Annotated in this window: 16 protein-coding genes; 6 read left to right on the forward strand and 10 right to left on the reverse strand. The window is 27.5% G+C overall.

The features are described 5' to 3' along the window. Nucleotides 1-6: 6 nt before the first annotated feature. Nucleotides 7-573: a hypothetical protein gene (locus tag BLS00_RS02520; protein ID WP_091402555.1), complete on the reverse strand. Its 567-nt coding sequence runs from the start codon at nucleotides 571-573 to the stop codon at nucleotides 7-9. 207 nt (nucleotides 574-780) lie between these two features. On the opposite strand from BLS00_RS02520, the gene BLS00_RS02525 reads away from it, so the two are divergent. Next, the gene (locus BLS00_RS02525) at nucleotides 781-1,905 is read left to right on the forward strand and encodes an MFS transporter (protein WP_091402558.1); all 1,125 of its coding nucleotides are present in this window, start codon (nucleotides 781-783) and stop codon (nucleotides 1,903-1,905) included. Nucleotides 1,906-1,938: 33 nt separating this feature from the next. On the opposite strand, the gene BLS00_RS02530 is transcribed toward BLS00_RS02525, so the two are convergent. From BLS00_RS02530 to BLS00_RS02540, 3 genes are read right to left on the reverse strand one after another with little or no spacing between them, the layout of a single operon-like run. After that, a complete protein-coding gene (locus BLS00_RS02530) occupies nucleotides 1,939-2,772 on the reverse strand; it encodes a glycine betaine ABC transporter substrate-binding protein (RefSeq protein ID WP_091402560.1) in 834 nt (277 codons plus the stop codon). An 11-nt stretch (nucleotides 2,773-2,783) separates the two neighbouring features. Next, nucleotides 2,784-3,608: an ABC transporter permease gene (locus BLS00_RS02535; protein WP_091402561.1), complete on the reverse strand. Its 825-nt coding sequence runs from the start codon at nucleotides 3,606-3,608 to the stop codon at nucleotides 2,784-2,786. Between the two features lies 1 nt (nucleotide 3,609). Then, on the reverse strand, nucleotides 3,610-4,806 hold the full coding sequence (locus tag BLS00_RS02540) for a quaternary amine ABC transporter ATP-binding protein (RefSeq protein ID WP_091402563.1): 1,197 nt from the start codon (nucleotides 4,804-4,806) through the stop codon (nucleotides 3,610-3,612). A 592-nt stretch (nucleotides 4,807-5,398) separates the two neighbouring features. Between BLS00_RS02540 and BLS00_RS02545 the strand changes: the two genes are divergently transcribed. Together BLS00_RS02545 and BLS00_RS02550 are read left to right on the forward strand one after the other, a co-directional pair. Continuing rightward, a complete protein-coding gene (locus tag BLS00_RS02545) occupies nucleotides 5,399-6,685 on the forward strand; it encodes an ArsB/NhaD family transporter (protein ID WP_091402565.1) in 1,287 nt (428 codons plus the stop codon). An 11-nt stretch (nucleotides 6,686-6,696) separates the two neighbouring features. Continuing rightward, on the forward strand, nucleotides 6,697-8,655 hold the full coding sequence (locus BLS00_RS02550) for an HD domain-containing phosphohydrolase (RefSeq protein ID WP_091402567.1): 1,959 nt from the start codon (nucleotides 6,697-6,699) through the stop codon (nucleotides 8,653-8,655). A gap of 12 nt (nucleotides 8,656-8,667) precedes the next feature. Here the strand turns inward: BLS00_RS02550 and BLS00_RS02555 are convergent, their stop codons facing one another. Beyond that, a complete protein-coding gene (locus BLS00_RS02555; RefSeq protein ID WP_091402569.1) occupies nucleotides 8,668-9,552 on the reverse strand; it encodes a mechanosensitive ion channel family protein in 885 nt (294 codons plus the stop codon). Nucleotides 9,553-9,649: 97 nt separating this feature from the next. Between BLS00_RS02555 and BLS00_RS02560 the strand changes: the two genes are divergently transcribed. Next, a complete protein-coding gene (locus BLS00_RS02560) occupies nucleotides 9,650-11,875 on the forward strand; it encodes an HD-GYP domain-containing protein (RefSeq protein ID WP_091402571.1) in 2,226 nt (741 codons plus the stop codon). Nucleotides 11,876-11,914: 39 nt separating this feature from the next. Here BLS00_RS02560 and hcp read toward each other — a convergent pair whose 3' ends face one another. Together hcp and BLS00_RS02570 are read right to left on the reverse strand one after the other, a co-directional pair. After that, complete coding sequence (gene hcp, locus BLS00_RS02565; protein WP_218119788.1) at nucleotides 11,915-13,579, reverse strand: hydroxylamine reductase; 1,665 nt, start codon at nucleotides 13,577-13,579, stop codon at nucleotides 11,915-11,917. 21 nt (nucleotides 13,580-13,600) lie between these two features. After that, nucleotides 13,601-14,791, reverse strand: a complete 1,191-nt coding sequence (locus BLS00_RS02570; RefSeq protein WP_091402573.1) for a DUF438 domain-containing protein — start codon at nucleotides 14,789-14,791, stop codon at nucleotides 13,601-13,603. A 148-nt stretch (nucleotides 14,792-14,939) separates the two neighbouring features. On the opposite strand from BLS00_RS02570, the gene BLS00_RS02575 reads away from it, so the two are divergent. Beyond that, nucleotides 14,940-15,614, forward strand: a complete 675-nt coding sequence (locus BLS00_RS02575; protein WP_091402575.1) for a Crp/Fnr family transcriptional regulator — start codon at nucleotides 14,940-14,942, stop codon at nucleotides 15,612-15,614. Nucleotides 15,615-15,652: 38 nt separating this feature from the next. Then, nucleotides 15,653-16,513 carry a hypothetical protein gene (locus BLS00_RS02580; protein WP_091402577.1) on the forward strand — a complete coding sequence of 287 codons (861 nt, stop codon included), beginning with the start codon at nucleotides 15,653-15,655 and terminating at the stop codon, nucleotides 16,511-16,513. Nucleotides 16,514-17,217: 704 nt separating this feature from the next. On the opposite strand, the gene BLS00_RS02585 is transcribed toward BLS00_RS02580, so the two are convergent. From BLS00_RS02585 to BLS00_RS02595, 3 genes are read right to left on the reverse strand one after another with little or no spacing between them, the layout of a single operon-like run. Beyond that, nucleotides 17,218-18,303, reverse strand: a complete 1,086-nt coding sequence (locus BLS00_RS02585) for an alanyl-tRNA editing protein (RefSeq protein ID WP_091402579.1) — start codon at nucleotides 18,301-18,303, stop codon at nucleotides 17,218-17,220. 9 nt (nucleotides 18,304-18,312) lie between these two features. Next, nucleotides 18,313-19,242, reverse strand: a complete 930-nt coding sequence (locus tag BLS00_RS02590; protein ID WP_091402580.1) for a hypothetical protein — start codon at nucleotides 19,240-19,242, stop codon at nucleotides 18,313-18,315. 13 nt (nucleotides 19,243-19,255) lie between these two features. Then, nucleotides 19,256-19,873 (reverse strand): hypothetical protein, encoded by a 618-nt coding sequence (locus BLS00_RS02595; RefSeq protein ID WP_091402582.1) that lies wholly within the window; start codon nucleotides 19,871-19,873, stop codon nucleotides 19,256-19,258. Nucleotides 19,874-19,879: the final 6 nt, after the last annotated feature.

The following is a 19,879-nucleotide window of genomic DNA, read 5'->3' on the forward strand; positions in this document are numbered from 1 at the left end:
ATCGCCTTATATTATTTTATCATTGATATAATGATTTTTAAAATAAGTATCTAAATATTTCATTACTTTGTCAAAATTTCCAGTTTTTAATTTTTCCCATTCTTTGCCTTTTTGTATGAATAAAGAACAATCTTTGAAATCATTATCGTAAATGTTTACTCTAAAAATGTCATCAATATAGAAATCAAAATAGATTCGTCCAAACCTTGCTTTAGCTTCAAAATCTTTGTTTGATATATAATGGCATTTTGATTCTACATATCTATAAATTCCTCTATTTAATCTTTTTATTTGATCACTTGTGAAAAGAATTGTCTTACTTGTTTTATTATTTTCATCAAAATAGTTTAATATTTCTTTTAAAGTCCCTTTTGAGATTAACGACCAATTTTTTCCTTCTTTTATAAAAAGCATACAGGTTTCATCTAATGTAGAAATTTTACATATTGTTTCGTTGCTATCGTCTTTTAAATAGTAGTTATTCTTTCTTTTTAATATGTTGGATAATTTTTTTTTGGTTTTAATATTTTTAAAAATATCAGCTATAGAATTTCTAATGTCTTTGTTTTGCAAAATAAACTCCCCCAAAAATTATAAATTATTATTATATAATACTTTATAAATGTAAATTTCAATTGTATTATAAGATAAAAAACGCTAAAATATATCTATAAAATAAAAACTTAACATACAATTTTTAATAAATGTTCAAAATTGCTTATTGTTAAGTACATCTCATTATTTTAGAATAGTTTCGAAAAAATAAGGAAGGTGAATTTATTGACTCAAAAAAAGACCAGGAATATCTTGTTGTTTATAATGGTAATTACTTCAATGATACCAAATTTCATACCTCCATTGATGAAATATTTTCAGTTAAACTACGATATTACAATTTCTCAATCATCAGCATTACCTCTTCTTAATTCAGCTGGTGCTATGTTTTCAAATATATTTGGAGGATTTCTTTTATCAAAAATTCACTTTCGAAAATATTTTTTATTTTCATATCTATTGGGTATTGTGGGAATGTTCTTGTTTGCATATTCTAAATCTTTTGTATTATTATCATTATCAGGATTTATTCTGGGCGTGTCCGTGAGTTCAACTATATTGGTTTTAACCGCTATATTTACACATTTTGAGGATGATTTACAAAATTATGGTTTTTTTCATGGCATGTTTGGATTTGGGGGAATAATATCCCCTATAATAATTGGATTTTTTTTAAATAGAGATTTTTCTCCACAATATTTATTGATATTTCATGCTTTTATAATGGCTATCATAGGTTTTATTGTTTATAAAAAAGCGATATTTGAAAACAAAGAATACGATCCAATTCATTTTTCTGAGATACCTAATATAATGGGGAAGAAGATGATAATAATTCCAATAATTATTTTTTTGTTATACGCAGGAACAGAAAAAGGAATTGTTACTTGGAGTTCAAATCTTTTTGTTGATGGATTTGAATACAGTCAAGGTTTTTCCGCGTTTTTGATTTCATTGCTTTGGATATTTTTTACACTTGCAAGGCTTATTACAGATACAATAAGTAAGAGAATTGGAGAGATAAAACTTGTAATCTTAACTTCTTTTTCAGCTTTAGTTTCTTTAATAATGCTTTTATCCTTTCAAAATTGGATATTTTATATTTTTTTAGGATTGTTTTTGGGGCCTATTTTTCCAGCACTTCAAAAAGCTTCAAATCGAAATATCCCAAAACGAGAGATATCTTTATTCAGTGGAATAATGTATTTTTCAACTGGCATAGGTGGAATAGCAGTTACATATTTTATGGGCTTATTAGGAGATTACGCCATTAGAGCTGCATATATAATACCGATATTTACAATTTTAATAATTGCATTTTTAAGCAGAACATTAAAAAAGAGCGGATGAATTATCATCCGCTCTTGACATATCAAAAATAAATTATTTATTAGGAATCCATTTTTCAACAATATCCATATGTTCTTCTTTCCATTGTCTTGCTGCTTCTTCAGGGTTGTTGCTGTCGGCTATAACTCCCATTAAACTTCCTAATTCAGATTCTGTCATAAAGAAATGAGTAAAGAATTGTGCAACTTCTGGCATGTCAATTATGAAGTTTCTTCTTGCAATAGAATGAATATTTTCTACAGCACCGTAAACGCCTTCAGGATCTTCTAAGAATTTAACGTCAAATCTTGCAAACATCCAATGTGGTGACCATCCTGTTACAACCACCCATTCGTCGTTGTCAATTGCGTCTGCCAATGTTGCTGTCATAACTGGTCCTGAACTTTCTCTTAATTCAAGCTCTAAATCGTATGCATCGATAGCTCTTTCAGTTGCTGCCATTATGCCTGCACCTGAGTCTATTCCTACTATTTGTGAATCGAATTTTTCTTTAACAGAATTCAGTTCTGTTATTGAGTCAATATTAACGTATGTTGGTACAACTAAACCGATTCTTGCACCTTTAAAATTATATCCTAAGTCTGTTAGCTCGTCACCAAATTGGTTCATGTAACTTTCATGAGTAATTGGTAGCCAGCCATCCATGAATACATCTTGGTCGCCTTGAGCTAATGAAGCGTAAACTAATCCAGGATCTGCCATAGTATCTTCTACTTCATATCCCATTTCATCTACTAAAATAACTTTTGCCAAGTTTGTCATTGCGATACCTTCTGCCCAATTAACATAAGCAATCTTAACTGTACCTGCAGCAAAAATAGCAATACTTAAAACTAAAACACTTAATAATACCAATAACTTTTTCATCAAAATCCCTCCTATTTATTATTTTTTCCTAAAGCTTGTGTAATTCTATCTAATACCATTGCTAAAATAACAACGGCTATACCACTTTCAAAACCTAAGCCAATTTTGTATTGTGTGATTCCGTTTAATACTTGTTTACCTAATCCTCCAGCTCCAATCATTGCTGAAATAACAACCATTGATAGTGCGAGCATTATTGTTTGGTTTATACCTGCAAAAATAGTCGGAGTTGCTATAGGTAATTCAACTTTAAAAAGTTTTTGCATTGGGGTTGCACCAAATGAATCACTTGCTTCTACTACTTCTTGGGGAACTTGCCTTATAGCAAGATTAGTGAATCTTACTGCTGGGGGCATTGAGAATATAACTGTTGCCACCGCACCAGGCACCTTACCCAAACCAAAGAATAGAACAGCTGGTATGAGGTAAACAAATGCTGGTAAAGTCTGCATAAAGTCCAATACAGGTCTGATAAAATTGAAGAATCCATCACTTTTGGATGCCCATATGCCTGCTGGTATTCCAATTATCAATGCAATAACAGTAGCTGATACAACCAAAGCAAATGTATCCATGGTTTCTGGCCACAAATTCATGTTGTATATTACCCAGAGCCCAACAGCTGTAAAAATAGCTACTCCTCTACTGGCGATTTTCCAGGCTATCAAAGCTAATATAATTAAAGTTACATACCAAGGTAACCAACCGAAAAATCCTTCAAGATTTTCTATAAAGAAATTTATGAATGCTTCAACTCCGTCAAAAAAGACTCCCCAATTATCTTTTAGCCAATTAACTATTATCTCAAAAAAATATCCTATTTTTAAATCTATCATATTAGTTTACCTCCCCTAAGATTCCTGAAAGGACAGAAACTTTAACTATTATTCCTAATAATTTGTTTTCTTCATCTACAACTGCTATTGGATGATTGTAGTCAATGTGAAGGGGTAATATATCCATAATCGATGTGTCAGGGCTTACTTTTTTAATTTCTGATATAATAGGTTTTAAATCTTGTTTACCTTCTTCTACATATTTTAAAGCATCTTCTATAGTAACTATCCCATGTAAAGTTCTATCTCTATCTGTAACTACTATACTATCAATACCTGCTTTTCTCATTTTTCTGACAGCTATTCTTGGGGTGTCTTTAACAAAAGCCCTATCGATAGGCTTTTTCATTATATTTTCTGCTGTTATTACTTTAGTTCTATCTACATCTTGTACAAATTCTTCTACATATTTTGTTGATGGGTTTGTAAGAATTTCTTCTCCAGTCCCAATTTGGTCAATATGACCATCTTTCATAATTGCAATTCTGTCACCCAATTTCAATGCTTCATCTAAATCATGTGTTATGAAAATAATAGTTTTGTGTAGTTTTTCTTGAAGCTCTAATAGTTGGTCTTGCATGTCTCTCCTTATTAATGGGTCCAAAGCACTAAATGCTTCGTCCATTAATAAAATGTCTGGATCAGTCGCAAGTGCTCTCGCTAATCCAACTCTTTGTTGCATTCCTCCACTTAGTTCTTTTGGATATTGTTCTTCATATCCTTTTAATCCAACCATATCCAACGCTTCATAAGCTTTTTTTCTTCTCTCTTCCTTTTCAACTTTTTGAACTTCTAACCCAAATTGAACATTTTCAGAAACTGTTTTATGAGGAAATAATGCAAAATTTTGGAAGACCATGTTCATTTTGTGCCTTCGGATATCTCTTAATTTTTCTTTATTAGCTGTAAGAACATTTTCTCCGTCTACATATATTTCACCTGAAGTAGGCTCAATAAGTCTGTTTAAACATCTAATTAAAGTTGATTTACCAGAGCCTGATAGCCCCATAACTACAAATATCTCTTTGTTTTTAACGTTAAATGATACTTTATTTACACCGATTGTATTACCAGTTTTATTTAAAATTTCATCTTTAGACATACCCTTTTCCAACAAAGGAATAACTTTTTTAGGATTATTTCCGAATATTTTAATTACATTTTTTACCACCATTTTGTAACCATTATCTTCGGCCATCATATACCTCCCTTAACTAAAAAATTATTGATCATAAGACTTCGGTCATGAATCAAATTTTTTAAGTTGATTTATTTTTATTTTATTGATAATTTTTGTCTTATAGAAAGAAGAAAATGAGAAAAGAAGCTTTTTGTATGTAAACAATCTAAATCGTACTTAATAAAGCAAGATCAATTAATATCCCTATTTTCATAATACATTATTTAGTTTAATATACTATTAATAAAATTTTGAATGTCGTTAGTATTAAAATATGTAAGTATATGGATTATGAATTAAAGAAATATAATATTAACAAAATAATTTTTTAATTTAATAATTTTCTCATAAAAGCTATTTATTGCTTTAGATACGTTGAAAGTTAAAGATGTAAAGTAAAAAAATTATGTGAAATAAATAGTAACAGAATAAAAATAAAATAGTAATTATTAACAAAAATGAATTCATTTAGACAATAAAAAATAAAAAAATCTTTACTTAATAATTTATAATTTTTAGTAATTTTTAAGATATATAGTATGTATCGATTAAATGTGTTATACTAATACTAAAGGAAATCCAAACATATAAGATAAAGCAAGGTGAAAGCATGCAACAAATAATATCAATTTTAGTTTTTTTGATAACTTTAATTTTGATTGTATCTCATAAGATAAACCGTACTATTGCGGCTATGTTGGGAGCTACATTATTAATAATTTTCAATATATTTCCAACACAGATGTATCCCTTTGAACATTATCTTGATTTCAATACCATATTCCTTTTACTTGGGATGATGGTTTTTGTTAATGCTATCAAAAAAAGTAAAATCTTTACTTTTTTTGGAATTAAGGCTCTTTCTTACTTTGGGAAAAATGGAGTTTGGCTTTTCCTAATACTTACGGCTTTAGTAGCTATTACTTCTTCAATAATTGACAATGTAACAACAATTCTTATTTTTATTCCTATAACTCTTGCTATAACAGATACACTAAAAATAGATTATTTCCCATATATTCTTGGGGAAATTATGGCTTCCAATATAGGTGGAGCGTCAACAATTATTGGAGACCCACCAAATATTATGATTGCTTCTGCAGCTAATTTTTCATTTAGTGAGTTTTTTGGAGTAATGTTTCCAGTAGCTGTTTTTAATTTAATATCTATGGATATTCTTCTTATTTTCATCTTCCGAAAACAGCTTATTAAAAAGTTTCAAGCAGAAATTATAAATAATATGAATAAATCCAAGATAATAGAAGATAAGAAAAGGTTTAGGCTTTCTTTAATTTTACTTATAACTGTAATAATAGCTTTTATTTTTCAACATCAACTTGGAGTTGAAAGTTCTATAATAGCTTTATTTGCTGGTTTTTTTGCTCTTTTGATAATGGAACCGAACGACATACAAAATACTATAAAAGAGGTAGAATGGGAAAGTATTTTATTTTTCATTGGATTGTTCGTAGTTACTGGAGGACTTGAAGAAACTGGAGTTTTGAATGAGCTATCTATGATGCTTGTTGATTTTGCAGGTAGATCTGCTCAGTTGTTTTCAAGTTTTCTTATTGTAACTTCGGGTATATTGTCTGGATTTGTAGACAATATTCCTTATACAGCAACTATGATTCCCGTAGTAGCTAATTTAAAAAGTATTAACCCTGAAGTTTTTACCAGTCTAAACCCTCAGTGGTATTCTTTGGCTTTAGGAGCTTGTTTGGGGGGCAACTTAACTCCAATCGGAGCATCTGCAAATATTATTGGAATTGCACTGATAAAGCAATTTAAAGGAGATAATATTTCTTTTAAAAAGTTCTTCTTTTATGGTTTTATGATTACGCTTATGACTCTTTTTATTTCCACAATTTATATTAATATAAGGTACTTTTTCTGAAGGTGATTATCTTGAGTAGACAAAAAATTTCTATTAAAACTATTTTATTTGGAAGTTTTATCATTATACTGTCGATATTATTTACAATAATATTATTATTTAACAACATATATCAAGAAAATCAGATGGAAATACAAAGAGAACTTATTTTAAAAAATGCAGTAATGCATGCTTATACTCTGGCCGAAATTAAGTATGATGCTGTTTTGAATCGTGATTTAGATGAAGAAATGGCTAAAGAGCATGTCAAAGAAGCTTTATTAGGAGAAAAACTTGAAGATGGTACAAGAACTATGGACTCTAACTATTCACTTGGAGAAAATGGATATTTTATTATATATTCCAGTGAAGGTGAAGAAATAGCCCATCCAAGGTTAGAAGGCCAAAACGTTTATAATGTCACAGACTCGTTAGATGATTCAGTTTATATAGTTCAAGAACAGATAGAGTTGGCAAAAAACAAAGGTGAAGGTTATTATTATTATAACTGGGAATATCCTAATAACCCTGAAATAATTGGAAAGAAAATATGCTATGTTAAATATTTTCAACCTTGGGATTGGGTGATAGTAGCTACAACATATGAGAAAGATTTAAAGGTTTATTTTGAGGAGAGTAAAAAGTCATTTTTATATACAGCTATTTTGATAGTTTTAATTATTATCCCTTTGGTTTCCTATATTTATAAAAAAATAACAAACCCATTGTTTAAATTGAATAGAAAAATGCAACATTTTTCAAACAACATGGAAGTTCCCAATATAGATTGCAGTACAAAAATAAAAGAAATTTCGGAAATTGAAAGCTCTTTTAATAATTTAAGTGAGGAACTTTTAGCTTACATCGAAGAGCTTCAAGGGCTTAACGAAGAAATAGAGAATTTAAATTCAGAAAACAGTGCGATAATAGATAAGATGAACCTTTTGTTGGATGAAACTTCTGATATACTTGATTTTGATAATGAAAAAGATTTCTTAAAAGAAGTTTTTGATAATTTGTACAGTTTAATACCAGAGGCTTATTCTGGAGTTTTAAGCGTTTTAGAAGATGGAAGAGTTAAATACATATCATCAAAAAATCTAGATATAGAAAAATTAAATGCTTTAAACCTAAAAACAGATGAATACATAACTTATAATAATGTTTTCACATCAAAAAATACAAAAACTGTTAAACAAGATGCTTTATCAGAAGAAAAAAATAACTCTTTAAATAGCTTACTTAGTAAAAAAAATGAGTCTCTCTATATTCCTATAAATGGAAATAATAAACAGGTTGGTAACTTAATTTTTCACACAACAGGAAATGATGTTTTCAGCAAAGAGTCTTTTAGAATAGCAGTTTACTATTCGAAACTCATAAGTTTATTCTTGAAATTTGAAGATATGAATGAATTTCAAAATAATGTTCAAAGACAGATAATAATATCTTTAATCAAAATGATGGAATACCATGACACATATACAAAAGGACATTCTCAGAATGTAGCCAATTTAGCAGAGGATTTCAGTAGATTTTTAGGTTATGATAAAGAGTTTTTGAACAGGATTTATTGGGCTGGTATGGTTCATGATGTTGGTAAAATAATTATTCCACAAGACATTTTAAATAAGCCAGGGAAGTTAACTTATGAAGAGTATGAGTTGATAAAAAATCACCCTGTTTATTCATTCGAGGTCTTGAATGAGATTGATAATTTAAAAGACATATCTTATATAGTAAAACACCACCACGAAAGAATAGATGGGAAAGGTTATCCAGATAACCTAAAAGATAAAGAAATCCCAATAGAATCTAAAATATTATGCTTGGTTGATACTTGGGATGCTATGACAAGAAATAGATCGTATAGAAAAGCTTTAAGTATAGACTCCGCTAAAAAAGAGTTAATAAAAAATAAAAATAAGCAATTTGATTCAAAATTAGTAGATTATTTTTTGGAATATATTAAAAGTAATGAGCCACTTTAAGGCTCATTACTTTTATTTTTTATATATTCTGTATGTTGGATAAGCTAATTCTATGTCTTCGTGCTTTTCAAATTCGTTCAGAATAGATTCCCATATTTTCATGTCCATTTTTCTCCTATCTCTTGGATTACAGTAGTATCTCATAGTCAAAAGAACTCCTGAGTCTAAAACTGTTGTAAAAACATCAGGTTTGAAATTAGAATTATCTATAAAGTATTTCTTTGCGCTTATCTTAAACTGGTCAGAAGTATTTTCATAAAATTCTTTAAAATGAAGTTTCAAAATATTCAAAAGAATTTCTTTTGCCTTTTTCCAATCAGATTCAAAAGTTATTAAGACTTTATTCTCTTGGAATATAAAACTGAAACCAATATCATAATTTGATAATGTTTTATCAAAAATAAATTTATTTGGGACGTGCAAGAGCCTTCCAGAGTGTTGATCTGCGTCAACCCAGTTACCTATTTCCATTATAGTGAAATTAAATATCCTTATGTCTACTACATCACCTTTATGGTCATCAATTTCAATTCTGTCTCCGATACTAAAAGGAGATCTCCATAAAATGAATATCCATCCAGCTATATTAACAATTAAATCTTTCAAAGCTATAGCCAAACCAGCAGAAAAAAGGCCTAAAAAGGTAGAAAAACCTTGAAATCCATTAAACCAAATTCTAATCAAAACAATAAATGATATTCCGTATAACAAATAATTAATTCCTTTTTCAATGTTATATTTTAATTTAATAGTTTTAACATTTTTTTCTATAACTTTATCTATCACTGCTTTTGATAAAAATATTATAACAAACAAAAGTATGGTAGAAAAAATATTAGCACTTATTTCTGTAGGAACACCAACATTAGTTTCAAGATAATTATAGAAAACGTCCATAATATCATCCCCTTTAGGAATATTATATCAAATAACTTTGTAGAGATTATAAAAATGATATAATTAACTATATATAAAATCAAAAAGAGGTTTTATCATGACTTTAAAAAAATTTATAGAATCAAAAGTATTAAAAATAAATGTAATATTAATTGTAAGCTTTTTCCTGATAATTATGTCTTTGATCTTTTTTTTTATAATTAGGAATGAAAGATTGGAGAAATCAAACATAAATACTTTTTTAAACTATTTATCTATAAAAACAGATCAAATTTTTATCAAATCTGAAGAATACTACAATAAATTGTTAGAAAAAAGTTTGAATGATTATTATAATAACAATTTTCCAAATATAGCCTATCTAATAGATGATATAAAGTTTAAAGTTAAAGAATCAGAAGTGGATCTAAAAGTTGAAGATATAAATTACTATTTTATAAATGAGAATGGAATAATTTATGAATCTGATTATCAACAAGATATAGGCGTTGATATATCAAATACATCTTTGTTATGGGAAAAACTAAACCAAATTGAACCTGGAGAAGTTTACCTCGATTCTATAGCAGAAGAAGTTCGAACTGGTAGAAATAGACTCTACGCTTATTTGAATTTGGATAATGGGCACTACTTTGAAATTGGAATATCTTTTAAAAATATATCTGAAGTTTATGAAGAGTTAGTGAAAGAATTGAATTTTCGAATTTCAGATATATCAATTTATAATTCTTATTATATCTCATTGTTTGAAAATGTAGAACCAACAGAAGAGATGAAAAATAATTTTAAAAGATCAATCGAAAATAATTCTATAGTAATTAATAATGGTGTCTTAAAAGATGATTATTATTACACTATAGAATCAGATTATGGATACAAATACATAAGTTTTACTGTTAAAAACGATCAAATTATAATTTTTCTATTTTTTATAATTTTATCGTTTATTTTACTTTTAGTTTATCTTAATACTTTAAGGAACAGAATTAATAAAAATATAAATTTGTTGAGTAATGTTGTTTCAGATATTGCAAAAGACATGACTTTCTTTAACAAAGATAGTAATTCGGAATTAAATTATGAGCATACTGGTATTAATGAAATAGATACTATTTCTAAAAGATATTTAGATTTAACAAAAGAGATAAACTCAAGCTTTGAAGTTTTAAAGATTATGAATGAACAACTTGAAGGATACTATAGAAATAACGAACTTCTAATTGAGAGAATGAATAAACTAACAAAAATTGTTACAGAGTTCAAAAATTATAAGAAAGAAGATGAAATATTTTCAGAAGTTTTTAATTTATTATTTGATTTTATACCTGAATCAGATACAGGTATATTAATTAGATCTGACGAAGAATATATAAGAGTTGTAGATGCTAAAGGATATGAAATTGAAAAAATAAATAATTTGAAAATAGTTTCAGACAAATATTTGAGTTTAGATACTATTACTATAATACAAGGGAACAATCAAGAAACAAGAACTACAAAATATTCTGATATACCAAAAGAAAAATATGAAGAACTGAAAAGTCTTATTTATCGCGTAGAATACTCTCTTTACATACCTATTATTTCAAATTATAAAAGATATGGAGCGATTATTTTAAATATAATAGAAAAGGATAAAGAGTTTACTGAAGAAACCATAAAGTTTGCTCATTTCTTTTATGAAATTATAGATCTTTACTTATCAACAAAAAATTATGGAGATGATATTAGGGTATCCTATAAAAATTTTGCTAATAAACTTGCAACTGTTGCAGAGGCTCATGATCAAGTAACTGGAAACCATATTTTAAGAGTTGGAAAGCTGTCTTCTTTTATTGCCGATAAACTTGGTTTAGATAATGAAAAAATATTAGAAATTGAAGATTTTGCACCTCTTCACGATATAGGAAAAATTTTTGTTCCAAGCTCTATTTTAATAAAAGAAGGAAAGTTAACTAACGAAGAATGGGAAATAATGAAAAAACATACTGTATATGCAAAAAAACTACTGGAGGGCGATGAAAAGTTCAAGGTTGCTTTGAATATAGCGCTTTACCACCATGAAAAGTACAATGGTACAGGATATCCAAATGGTCTCAAAGAAGATGAAATACCTATAGAAGCTCAGATCGTTGCTGTTGTTGATGTATATGATGCTTTGAGGTCAAAAAGGCCTTATAAAGAACCTTATAGCCATAAAAAGGCAATGGAGATAATTTTTAGTGATGGAGATAGGACAAATAAAAAACACTTTAATCCGAATATATTAGATATAATAAAAGAACAAGAAAATAGTATTAAAGATCTTTGGGACAGCTTTTAAAAAATTGGAGCCATTTAAGGCTCCAATTGTTATAGTTTCTTATTTTGTCATGGTTTCTATATCTTCTTCTACAGAATTTATTGTTGAAAGTTCAAATTTTTCAATAACAACTTTTGCAACATTTTCTGATAAGAATGCTGGAAGTTTAGGTCCTAATTTTATTCCTTTTACTCCCAAGTACAATAAAGCTAATAATACGGTAACAGCTTTTTGTTCGTACCAAGCTATATTGTATTCTATTGGTAAATCATTTATATCATCCAATTCAAAAGCTTCTTTTAATTTAAGTGCTGTGACTGCTAATGAGTATGAATCATTACATTGACCTGCATCTAATACTCTTGGTATACCACCTATATCGCCAAGATCTAATTTGTTGTATCTGTATTTTGCACAACCAGCTGTTAAAATTACATTGTCTTTTGGTAATTGAGATGCAAAGTCCGTGTAGTAATCTCTTTCTTTACGTCTGCCATCACATCCAGCCATTACAAAGAATTTCTTTATATCCCCATTTTTAATTGCATCAATTACTTTGTCGGTAACTTGGGCTATTTGGTTGTGAGCAAACCCTATTGTTAATTCTTTTCCGTCTCTTTCAGGTAAATCTCCAATTTCTTTTGCTTTTTCTATTACAGCTGAGAAATCTTTTGGTTTTCCGTCAGCTCTATTTGGAATATGAGTAACATCATCAAATCCTACTAAACCAGTTGTAAATACTCTATCTTTGTAGCTTTCTTTTGGAGGGACAAGACAATTAGTAGTCATTAATATTGGACCACCGAAATCTTCGAACTCTTCTTTTTGTCTCCACCAAGATCCTCCCCAATTACCTGCTAAGTGTTTATATTTTTTTAACTCTGGGTACGCATTTGCTGGAAGCATTTCTCCATGTGTATAAACTTTTATTCCAGTTCCCTCTGTCTGTTTTAAAAGTTCTTCTAAGTCTAAAAGATCGTGACCAGAAATTAAAATACCAGGTGCTTTATGTGTTCCTGTAAATACTTTAGTTATTTCAGGATTTCCATAAGTCTTTGTATTAGCTTCATCCAACAGTGCCATAACATCAACAGCAATTTTTCCTGTTTCATTAACAAGAGAAATTAGTTCATCAACTGTAATATCTGTTCTAAGTGTTTCAGTTAATCCTTTTTCAATAAAATTCAAAATGTCATCGTTAGAAAAGTTTAACACATAAGCATGGTCTGCGTATGCAGCTATACCTTTTATACCATAAGTTACAAATTCTTTTAATGATTTTATATCTTCATTCTCTTTTGCATGAACTCCTACTTCTGAACCTTTTAACTCATATATTTCAGTTCCACCCTTTTTATTCCATGTTGCTGCTTCTGGGACGTCTTCAGAAAAAGGTGAACCATTTTTTTCTTCGTATTTTCTTAAAAATTCCTCTTTAACTTCATCTCTAAATCTTAAAGCTTTTTCTATATATTCTGTAATTCTTTTTGCTGAGAAATTGGCGTTTGTTATTGTCGAAAATAAACCTTCAGCTACATAAAGATCTTTTTCTTCATCAACAATACCAATATCTTTTCCTTTTTGTAGCCAGTATGATAGACCCTTTAATGACCAAATTAACATATCCTGTAAATTTGCTACATCTGCTGGTTTTCCACACATACCAACAACTGTACAACCTTCATTTTTCGCTGCTTCCTCACATTGATAACAAAACATGTTCATAAAAACACCTCCACAAAATTATTATTTTTCATCATAAATTCTTTTTTCTCCTTCAATTTCTTGAATGGGTTTTATATCTTGAGTAATTTCTACAGTACCTAAATATTCTCCATCTGTATTTCTAACTGCAAAATATCTTATATATACAAAATTATCTCCCAATTTTATCCAAAAATCAGCGTTATCTCTTTCTCCAGATTTGAAATCAGAAACAATCTTTTCAACAATATCAACAGATTTTTGAGGGTGACAATTATGCACCTTTCTTCCAATGATGGCTCTACTTCTTGGAAAGAATCTTTCCTTTCCTTCAGAAAAATATTTAACTCTATCATTAGCATCTACAAACGTTATATCAAAAGGTATTGTATTCAAAATACTCATTAATTCTTCTGCACTAAAAGAACCACTAGGTAATTTTATTCCTTCAGAGTTAACTTCTGTTACTTCATCTTTTTTTATATCAAGTTTTTCTGGTTTGTGAGCTATGTATTTAAAATCATCAAACTGATTTCTAACTTCGTACCACTCTTGTTCTTCTAGAAGTTTTAAAGCAGTAGGAAATAATACAGAATGTTCTTTATAAATGTGGTTTGCAAACATTTCATTTAATACAACTATCTTTTTTAATAAATCATCGTTTAATGATTTCATTTCTCTTTTGTCTAAAATACTTTTTATTTCTTTTATTAATTCTCTTAATTGATCATGTTCTTTCCACATTATTGCAGGGGGTTGTTCTATCCCATATTTTTCTAAATATGGGAATAGAACGTTTTCTTCTTTGATAAAATAATTTTCAGCATCTGTAATATCTTCAAGGGTTTTTCCAAGAGTTTTTAATTTATTAAAATCTAAATCAGCTTTATTTGAGATAATTTCTTTAGTTATTTTTCTTAAATCATCTGATTTTTCTAACAAAAAATCATGTTCTTTCATCAAAATATCAATTGGATGCCAAGCAGGAACATTTATATCTTCTTGTTTTATGTAATCTCTAAAAAGTTCTAAATGTACATCACAAACTGATTGTATATCATCAACATTTATAGATTCGTTTTCAATTAATTCTTGTTCAACTTTAGCTATTTCATCTGCTGAGAGATTACTTATAGCTTCTTTTAGCTCTTTTCTGATACTATCTGTATTATCTTTTTTGGATCTTATAATTAGATCCTTTAAATAATCTTTTTTATTAAACAATTCGCTCATTTTGTTATTCCTCCTAAAGTTATTTATAATCTTCACTAATATAATAAAATATTTATTCAAATAAGTCGGTAACATATGTTACCATGTTTAAAATATCCGACAATTATAGTATAATTTGGTTTGGGAGGTGGTTTAAATTCATCCAGTATTGAATCAGGTATCAAAAATACCATTATTTAAAAATTTAACTGTAGAAGAGATAAAGTCATTAACTTTGGATAATTCTTTCAAATCTGTCGATTTTGAAAAAGATAGTATTATAAAAAGCCGAGGAGAAAAACTTGATCATTTAATGGTTCTTCTTTTTGGGGAAGTAAAAACTCAAATGTCTGATTTTAACGGTAAAGTTATTCAAATTGAAAGATTAAAGTCACCAACGATGCTTGCCATTGGTTTTGTATTTCAAACAAACAATATTTTACCAGTTGATATAATAACAACTAAAAAAAGTAGTGTGTTGTTTATAAAAAAAGATACTTTAATAGAATTTTCTTGTAAAAAGAAAAAATTTTTAGAAAATCTATTGAATCATATTGGTGGAAAGATGAATTTTCTTTCTCAAAAACTATGGATAACCTCTTTGAAAACTATAAGAGAAAAAATATTATTTTATTTACTTCAACTATATAATCAAAACAATCATAAAGAAAGATTCGAAATGCCAGTAAAAATTGAAGAATTATCCCTATTATTTGGAGTAACTCGCCCATCTTTATCAAGAGCTTTATCAGAATTAGAAAAAGAAGATTTTTTTAGAAGGAATGGAAAAATTATTGTTTTGAATATTAATAAATTGAAAGAAAAAGATTATAATATGATATAATTAAAATGGTTTTAAAAATTAATATAGAGGTGATAATTATGAAAAAAACCATTTTATTTACAACTCTAATGTTATTGATTTCTTTGTTGTCATTTTCAACCTTAATAAATGAGGAAGGGAATGTTTATAACCTAAATCTTGAATATGAAAATGGGTGGGTAAAAGTATTAAGTCATACTCTACAATTTGGAGGAAATGGAACTAATTTTGACTTTGTGGAACAAGGTGGACAAGATATACTATTTCCATTTGAAAGGTTTACCGCAGATTTAGAACTGTTTGATAAACATCATGTAGTTTTCTTATATCAACCATTAACTGTAGAGACAAAAGTTCAGCAAAGAGATGATTTGGTTTTTAATGATACAACATTTGCTTCAACAACTAATGCGGATTCTGTTTTGAATGTTAAATACGGTTTTCCATTTTGGAGAGTTTCATATTTATATGATTTTTTAGAAAATGAAGATTACTATTTATCAGCGGGATTATCATTACAACTAAGAAATGCTTCTATTATTTTTGAAAATTACGATGGTAGCAAAGTTACAGTTAACCAGAACTTAGGACCAGTTCCTATAATTAAAATTAAGGCTGCATATTTCTTTGATAATGGAATTTATTTAGAAACTGATGCCGACGGATTTTATGCAAGTAGCGCTTTTATAAATGGTGCTGATTTTAATTTCGAAGGATCTGTTTTCGATATTTCGGGTAGAGTTGGGTTTGAATTAAAAGATTCTTTGAATACATTTATAAATATTAGATATTTGGGTGGCACAGCAAATGGTACTTCTCAATATGAAAGTACTAGATGGAGTGAATCTGGTCAATCAGAAAATTATACTTCAAATATTTTAAATACTGCTACTTTCACACTTGGTTTTGAAATTAAATAATTTAATAATACAAAAAATATAGGTGAGCTTTCGAGCTCACCTTTTTTATTTATAAACTTAAAAATATTAATATAAATACTTAAAAAGCATATAAACAATAAATAAATTTAATAAAATATAGAAAAAAATAAAATTATTTAATATAATAATTAAAATTATTGAATTATCACTTGACAAATAAAAAATATAGGTATATAATAATAATGAAATTAAAAATATTAAGCAGAAAATTAAAAATATTAAACAAAAACTTATTTATGATATTAAAAAATCAAAAGGAGGAAATGAAATGATGAGAAAACAGTTTATAAGAAAAGACTTTATGAAGAATTCTTTTGACAGACTTGCTGAGGAAAATTTAGAGGTATTACAACATAGTATGAGAATATTTTAAGGAGGGAATGACATGTTTAGAAAAAATGATTTGAGAAGAGATTTATTTGAAAATTCTTTTGACAGACTTGCTGAAGAAAATATTAAAGTACTCCAAGAGAGTTATAAACTATTTTAAAAATAGGGGGGATGGGATATGATTATAAAAAGAAAAAACAAGGCTAGATCGTACTACGCTGGATTTGATAGATTGGACAATGAATTGAATAAAATTTGGATGGAAAATTCAAGAAGAATAAAGAATATATAAGTAAATATATTCTCACCCAAAAAAAAGAAGACATCTTTATAAGCAAGATGTCTTCTTTTCTTTATATAAGGTCAATAATATTTTCAAAAGAAATATTTCCTTTGATTTGTCCATTATTTTTTCCTCCGCCACCTTTGGTGGAGTGTTCATTATTTATAGATTTAATTAGGGTTCCAACATTGACTGAATCAGATTGGATTTTATAAGTGTCATTATCTTTCAAAATGAAAATAAAATTTTCTTTATCAAAATTTTTATAAACATATTCGAAAGATTCATCTTCTTTTTCAAGATAGAAAATATTAATATTATTAACTATTTTAAAAGGTTCAAGATTTTTTATTAAATTATTTGCTTTGTAAGAATATAGATTATCAAGTTCTTTTTTTTGAATATCGTTTTCTTCAATGATTTTAGTAATTTTAGAAACGAAATCTTCTTTGTTTGTGTTTAGAATAGTTCCTAGTTCATTTAATATGGATTCACTACTTTTTAAATAATTAAGAACTCTTTCACCAGCAAGAAAATAAATTCTCATATAACCATTTTTAATATTTTCAGTTTTTATTATTTTTATCATGTTTATTTCTAATGTATTTTTTACATGAAAACCACCACAAGCAGAGGCATCTAAGTTTTCGATGTAAATAACTCTAATATCTTCAGTAATTTTTTCTGAAATATCTTTCCTCAGGGATAAATTTTCTGCTTCAGATCTATCATAATTCTTTTCATAGACATCGAGATTTTCATTAACTTTCTCATTTGATATGTCTTCAATCTTATTGATTAAATCTCCAGATATTCTTTTGTCAATATCTATAGTTGAGTATTCTTCAGACATTCTAAATCCAACTGTATTTAGACCATATGAATCTTTCATTATTGCAGAAATTATATGTTGAGCGGTATGTTGTTTTGAAATATCTTTTTGATTGTTCTTATCTAATTTTATTTGATTTTCTCCAACATTTAATTCTCTATCTACTAATATATAGTTTTCATCAACATATTTTATATTTGCTTTATCTATTTGTCCTCGGTCTCCTAATTGACCGCCTTTTCCATCTGGATATAAGGGGTTTTTTTCTACAAATATTTTGTAATTATTTTTTTCTTTTTCCACTTTTAATATATTAACAATCATAAAATCACCCTATTTATTAGTTGTTTTAATGTATTTGGAATAATTTAAATCAGTAATATCAAAAGCATTACTGATTTTATTTGACCATTTAAGGTTTATTGGGTGTTCTAATTTTGAAGAAATAATAGTTTCAAAACCATTTTCTTTAACATATCTCAACAATGTAGATATATTTGACAAGCTAGCCATTTTGCTGATTGAAAAAACAAATCCAGTTGAGTAATCTTTGATTCTATAAAAATCAAAAATATTATGAAAAGATTCATCCCAATAAACTTTGTATCCCATATTTAAATACTTTTTTGCAATATGTTCTTGACCATATTTAAAAGGTTGTTCTAAAGTAATGGATATATCTTTTTTTATATTGTTGATGATAAAATCTATTTCATAGGAATTGTATAAGCCAGAAAAATCTACTGTTAAATCTGCATTTTTATGATTATTTACTATCTCGATTAGTTTTTTAGGGTCAACATATGATTCTACATCGAATTTTATATAAGAACTATCTGAAACGGTATTTTTAGTATTTTCATTAATGATTATTCTTTCATAATCATTTTTTTTGTGATGATCGTTAAGATCAAAATAATAATTTTCAAGGTTTATATTATTTTTATTTGAGATATAATCGTATACTGCTAAAAAAACTGTAGTTTTTGCTGCCATGTCTTTTTTTATTATAGAGTGAACTTTATTTTCAAATTCTAGTATATGGTTTAAATCTTCAAAATTTTCTGTAATTTTTCTTAAAGATTCAACTATAGCCATCGAAGTTTTAAAAGTTTCTCCAAATTCTTTGTTTGGTGTTGCAGCACCGATACCTTCTATATTTTCATTGTCTATAATTTTAAATACAAGGTGTTCTTTCCATTCTTGATCTAAGTTTTTTAAAATACTTCTTTCTTGCCAATAGTAAACATCTCTTTTTCTCATATACAATCAGCCCTTATATGTTTTTTAATAATAATAACCATAAAAGTGGAAAAATGTAACCAATTATTGGTGATAGAAAAATTTCTTTTTTTCTAAATTTCTCAAAAAGATATTTATAAGTAATTCCTATAATTACAGTTATTATTGCATAAAGGTGCATTTGATTCACTAAAAATATGAATAGGACCATCCTTTCTGTCATTCCGGTAGTATCTTTTTTTTCTAAAGGAAATATTTTTAAATATCTAAAAAAATAAGTTACTAATCCGGTTACCAATATTAATCCTAAAATATAATATTGAAAAGTTAAGCTCAAAAATGAATCCGCAAAAATATTTTTTGTAAAAAAACTGATTACTATGAAAACAAGAATTACAGAAAATTCTTTTAAAGGTGTAGAATTGATTTTTTTTCTATAAAAATCCCATAAAACATGGATAGCAATACCCAAAGATATTAAAAGAATTCCTGAAAAAGATCCTAAAACGTCAAAACTAAAAGCTAAAAAAGCTATTACTGCCCAAATAATATGGTATAAAGTGTTGTCTTTTTTATTTAATTTTTCAGAAAAAACATTTGTAAAAGCAAAGTCGCTTACAAGGTGAGCTAATAATAAATTTATTGCGAACATGTTTAC

This window comes from Geotoga petraea (assembly GCF_900102615.1).
GTDB classification, from domain to species: Bacteria; Thermotogota; Thermotogae; order Petrotogales; family Petrotogaceae; genus Geotoga; species Geotoga petraea.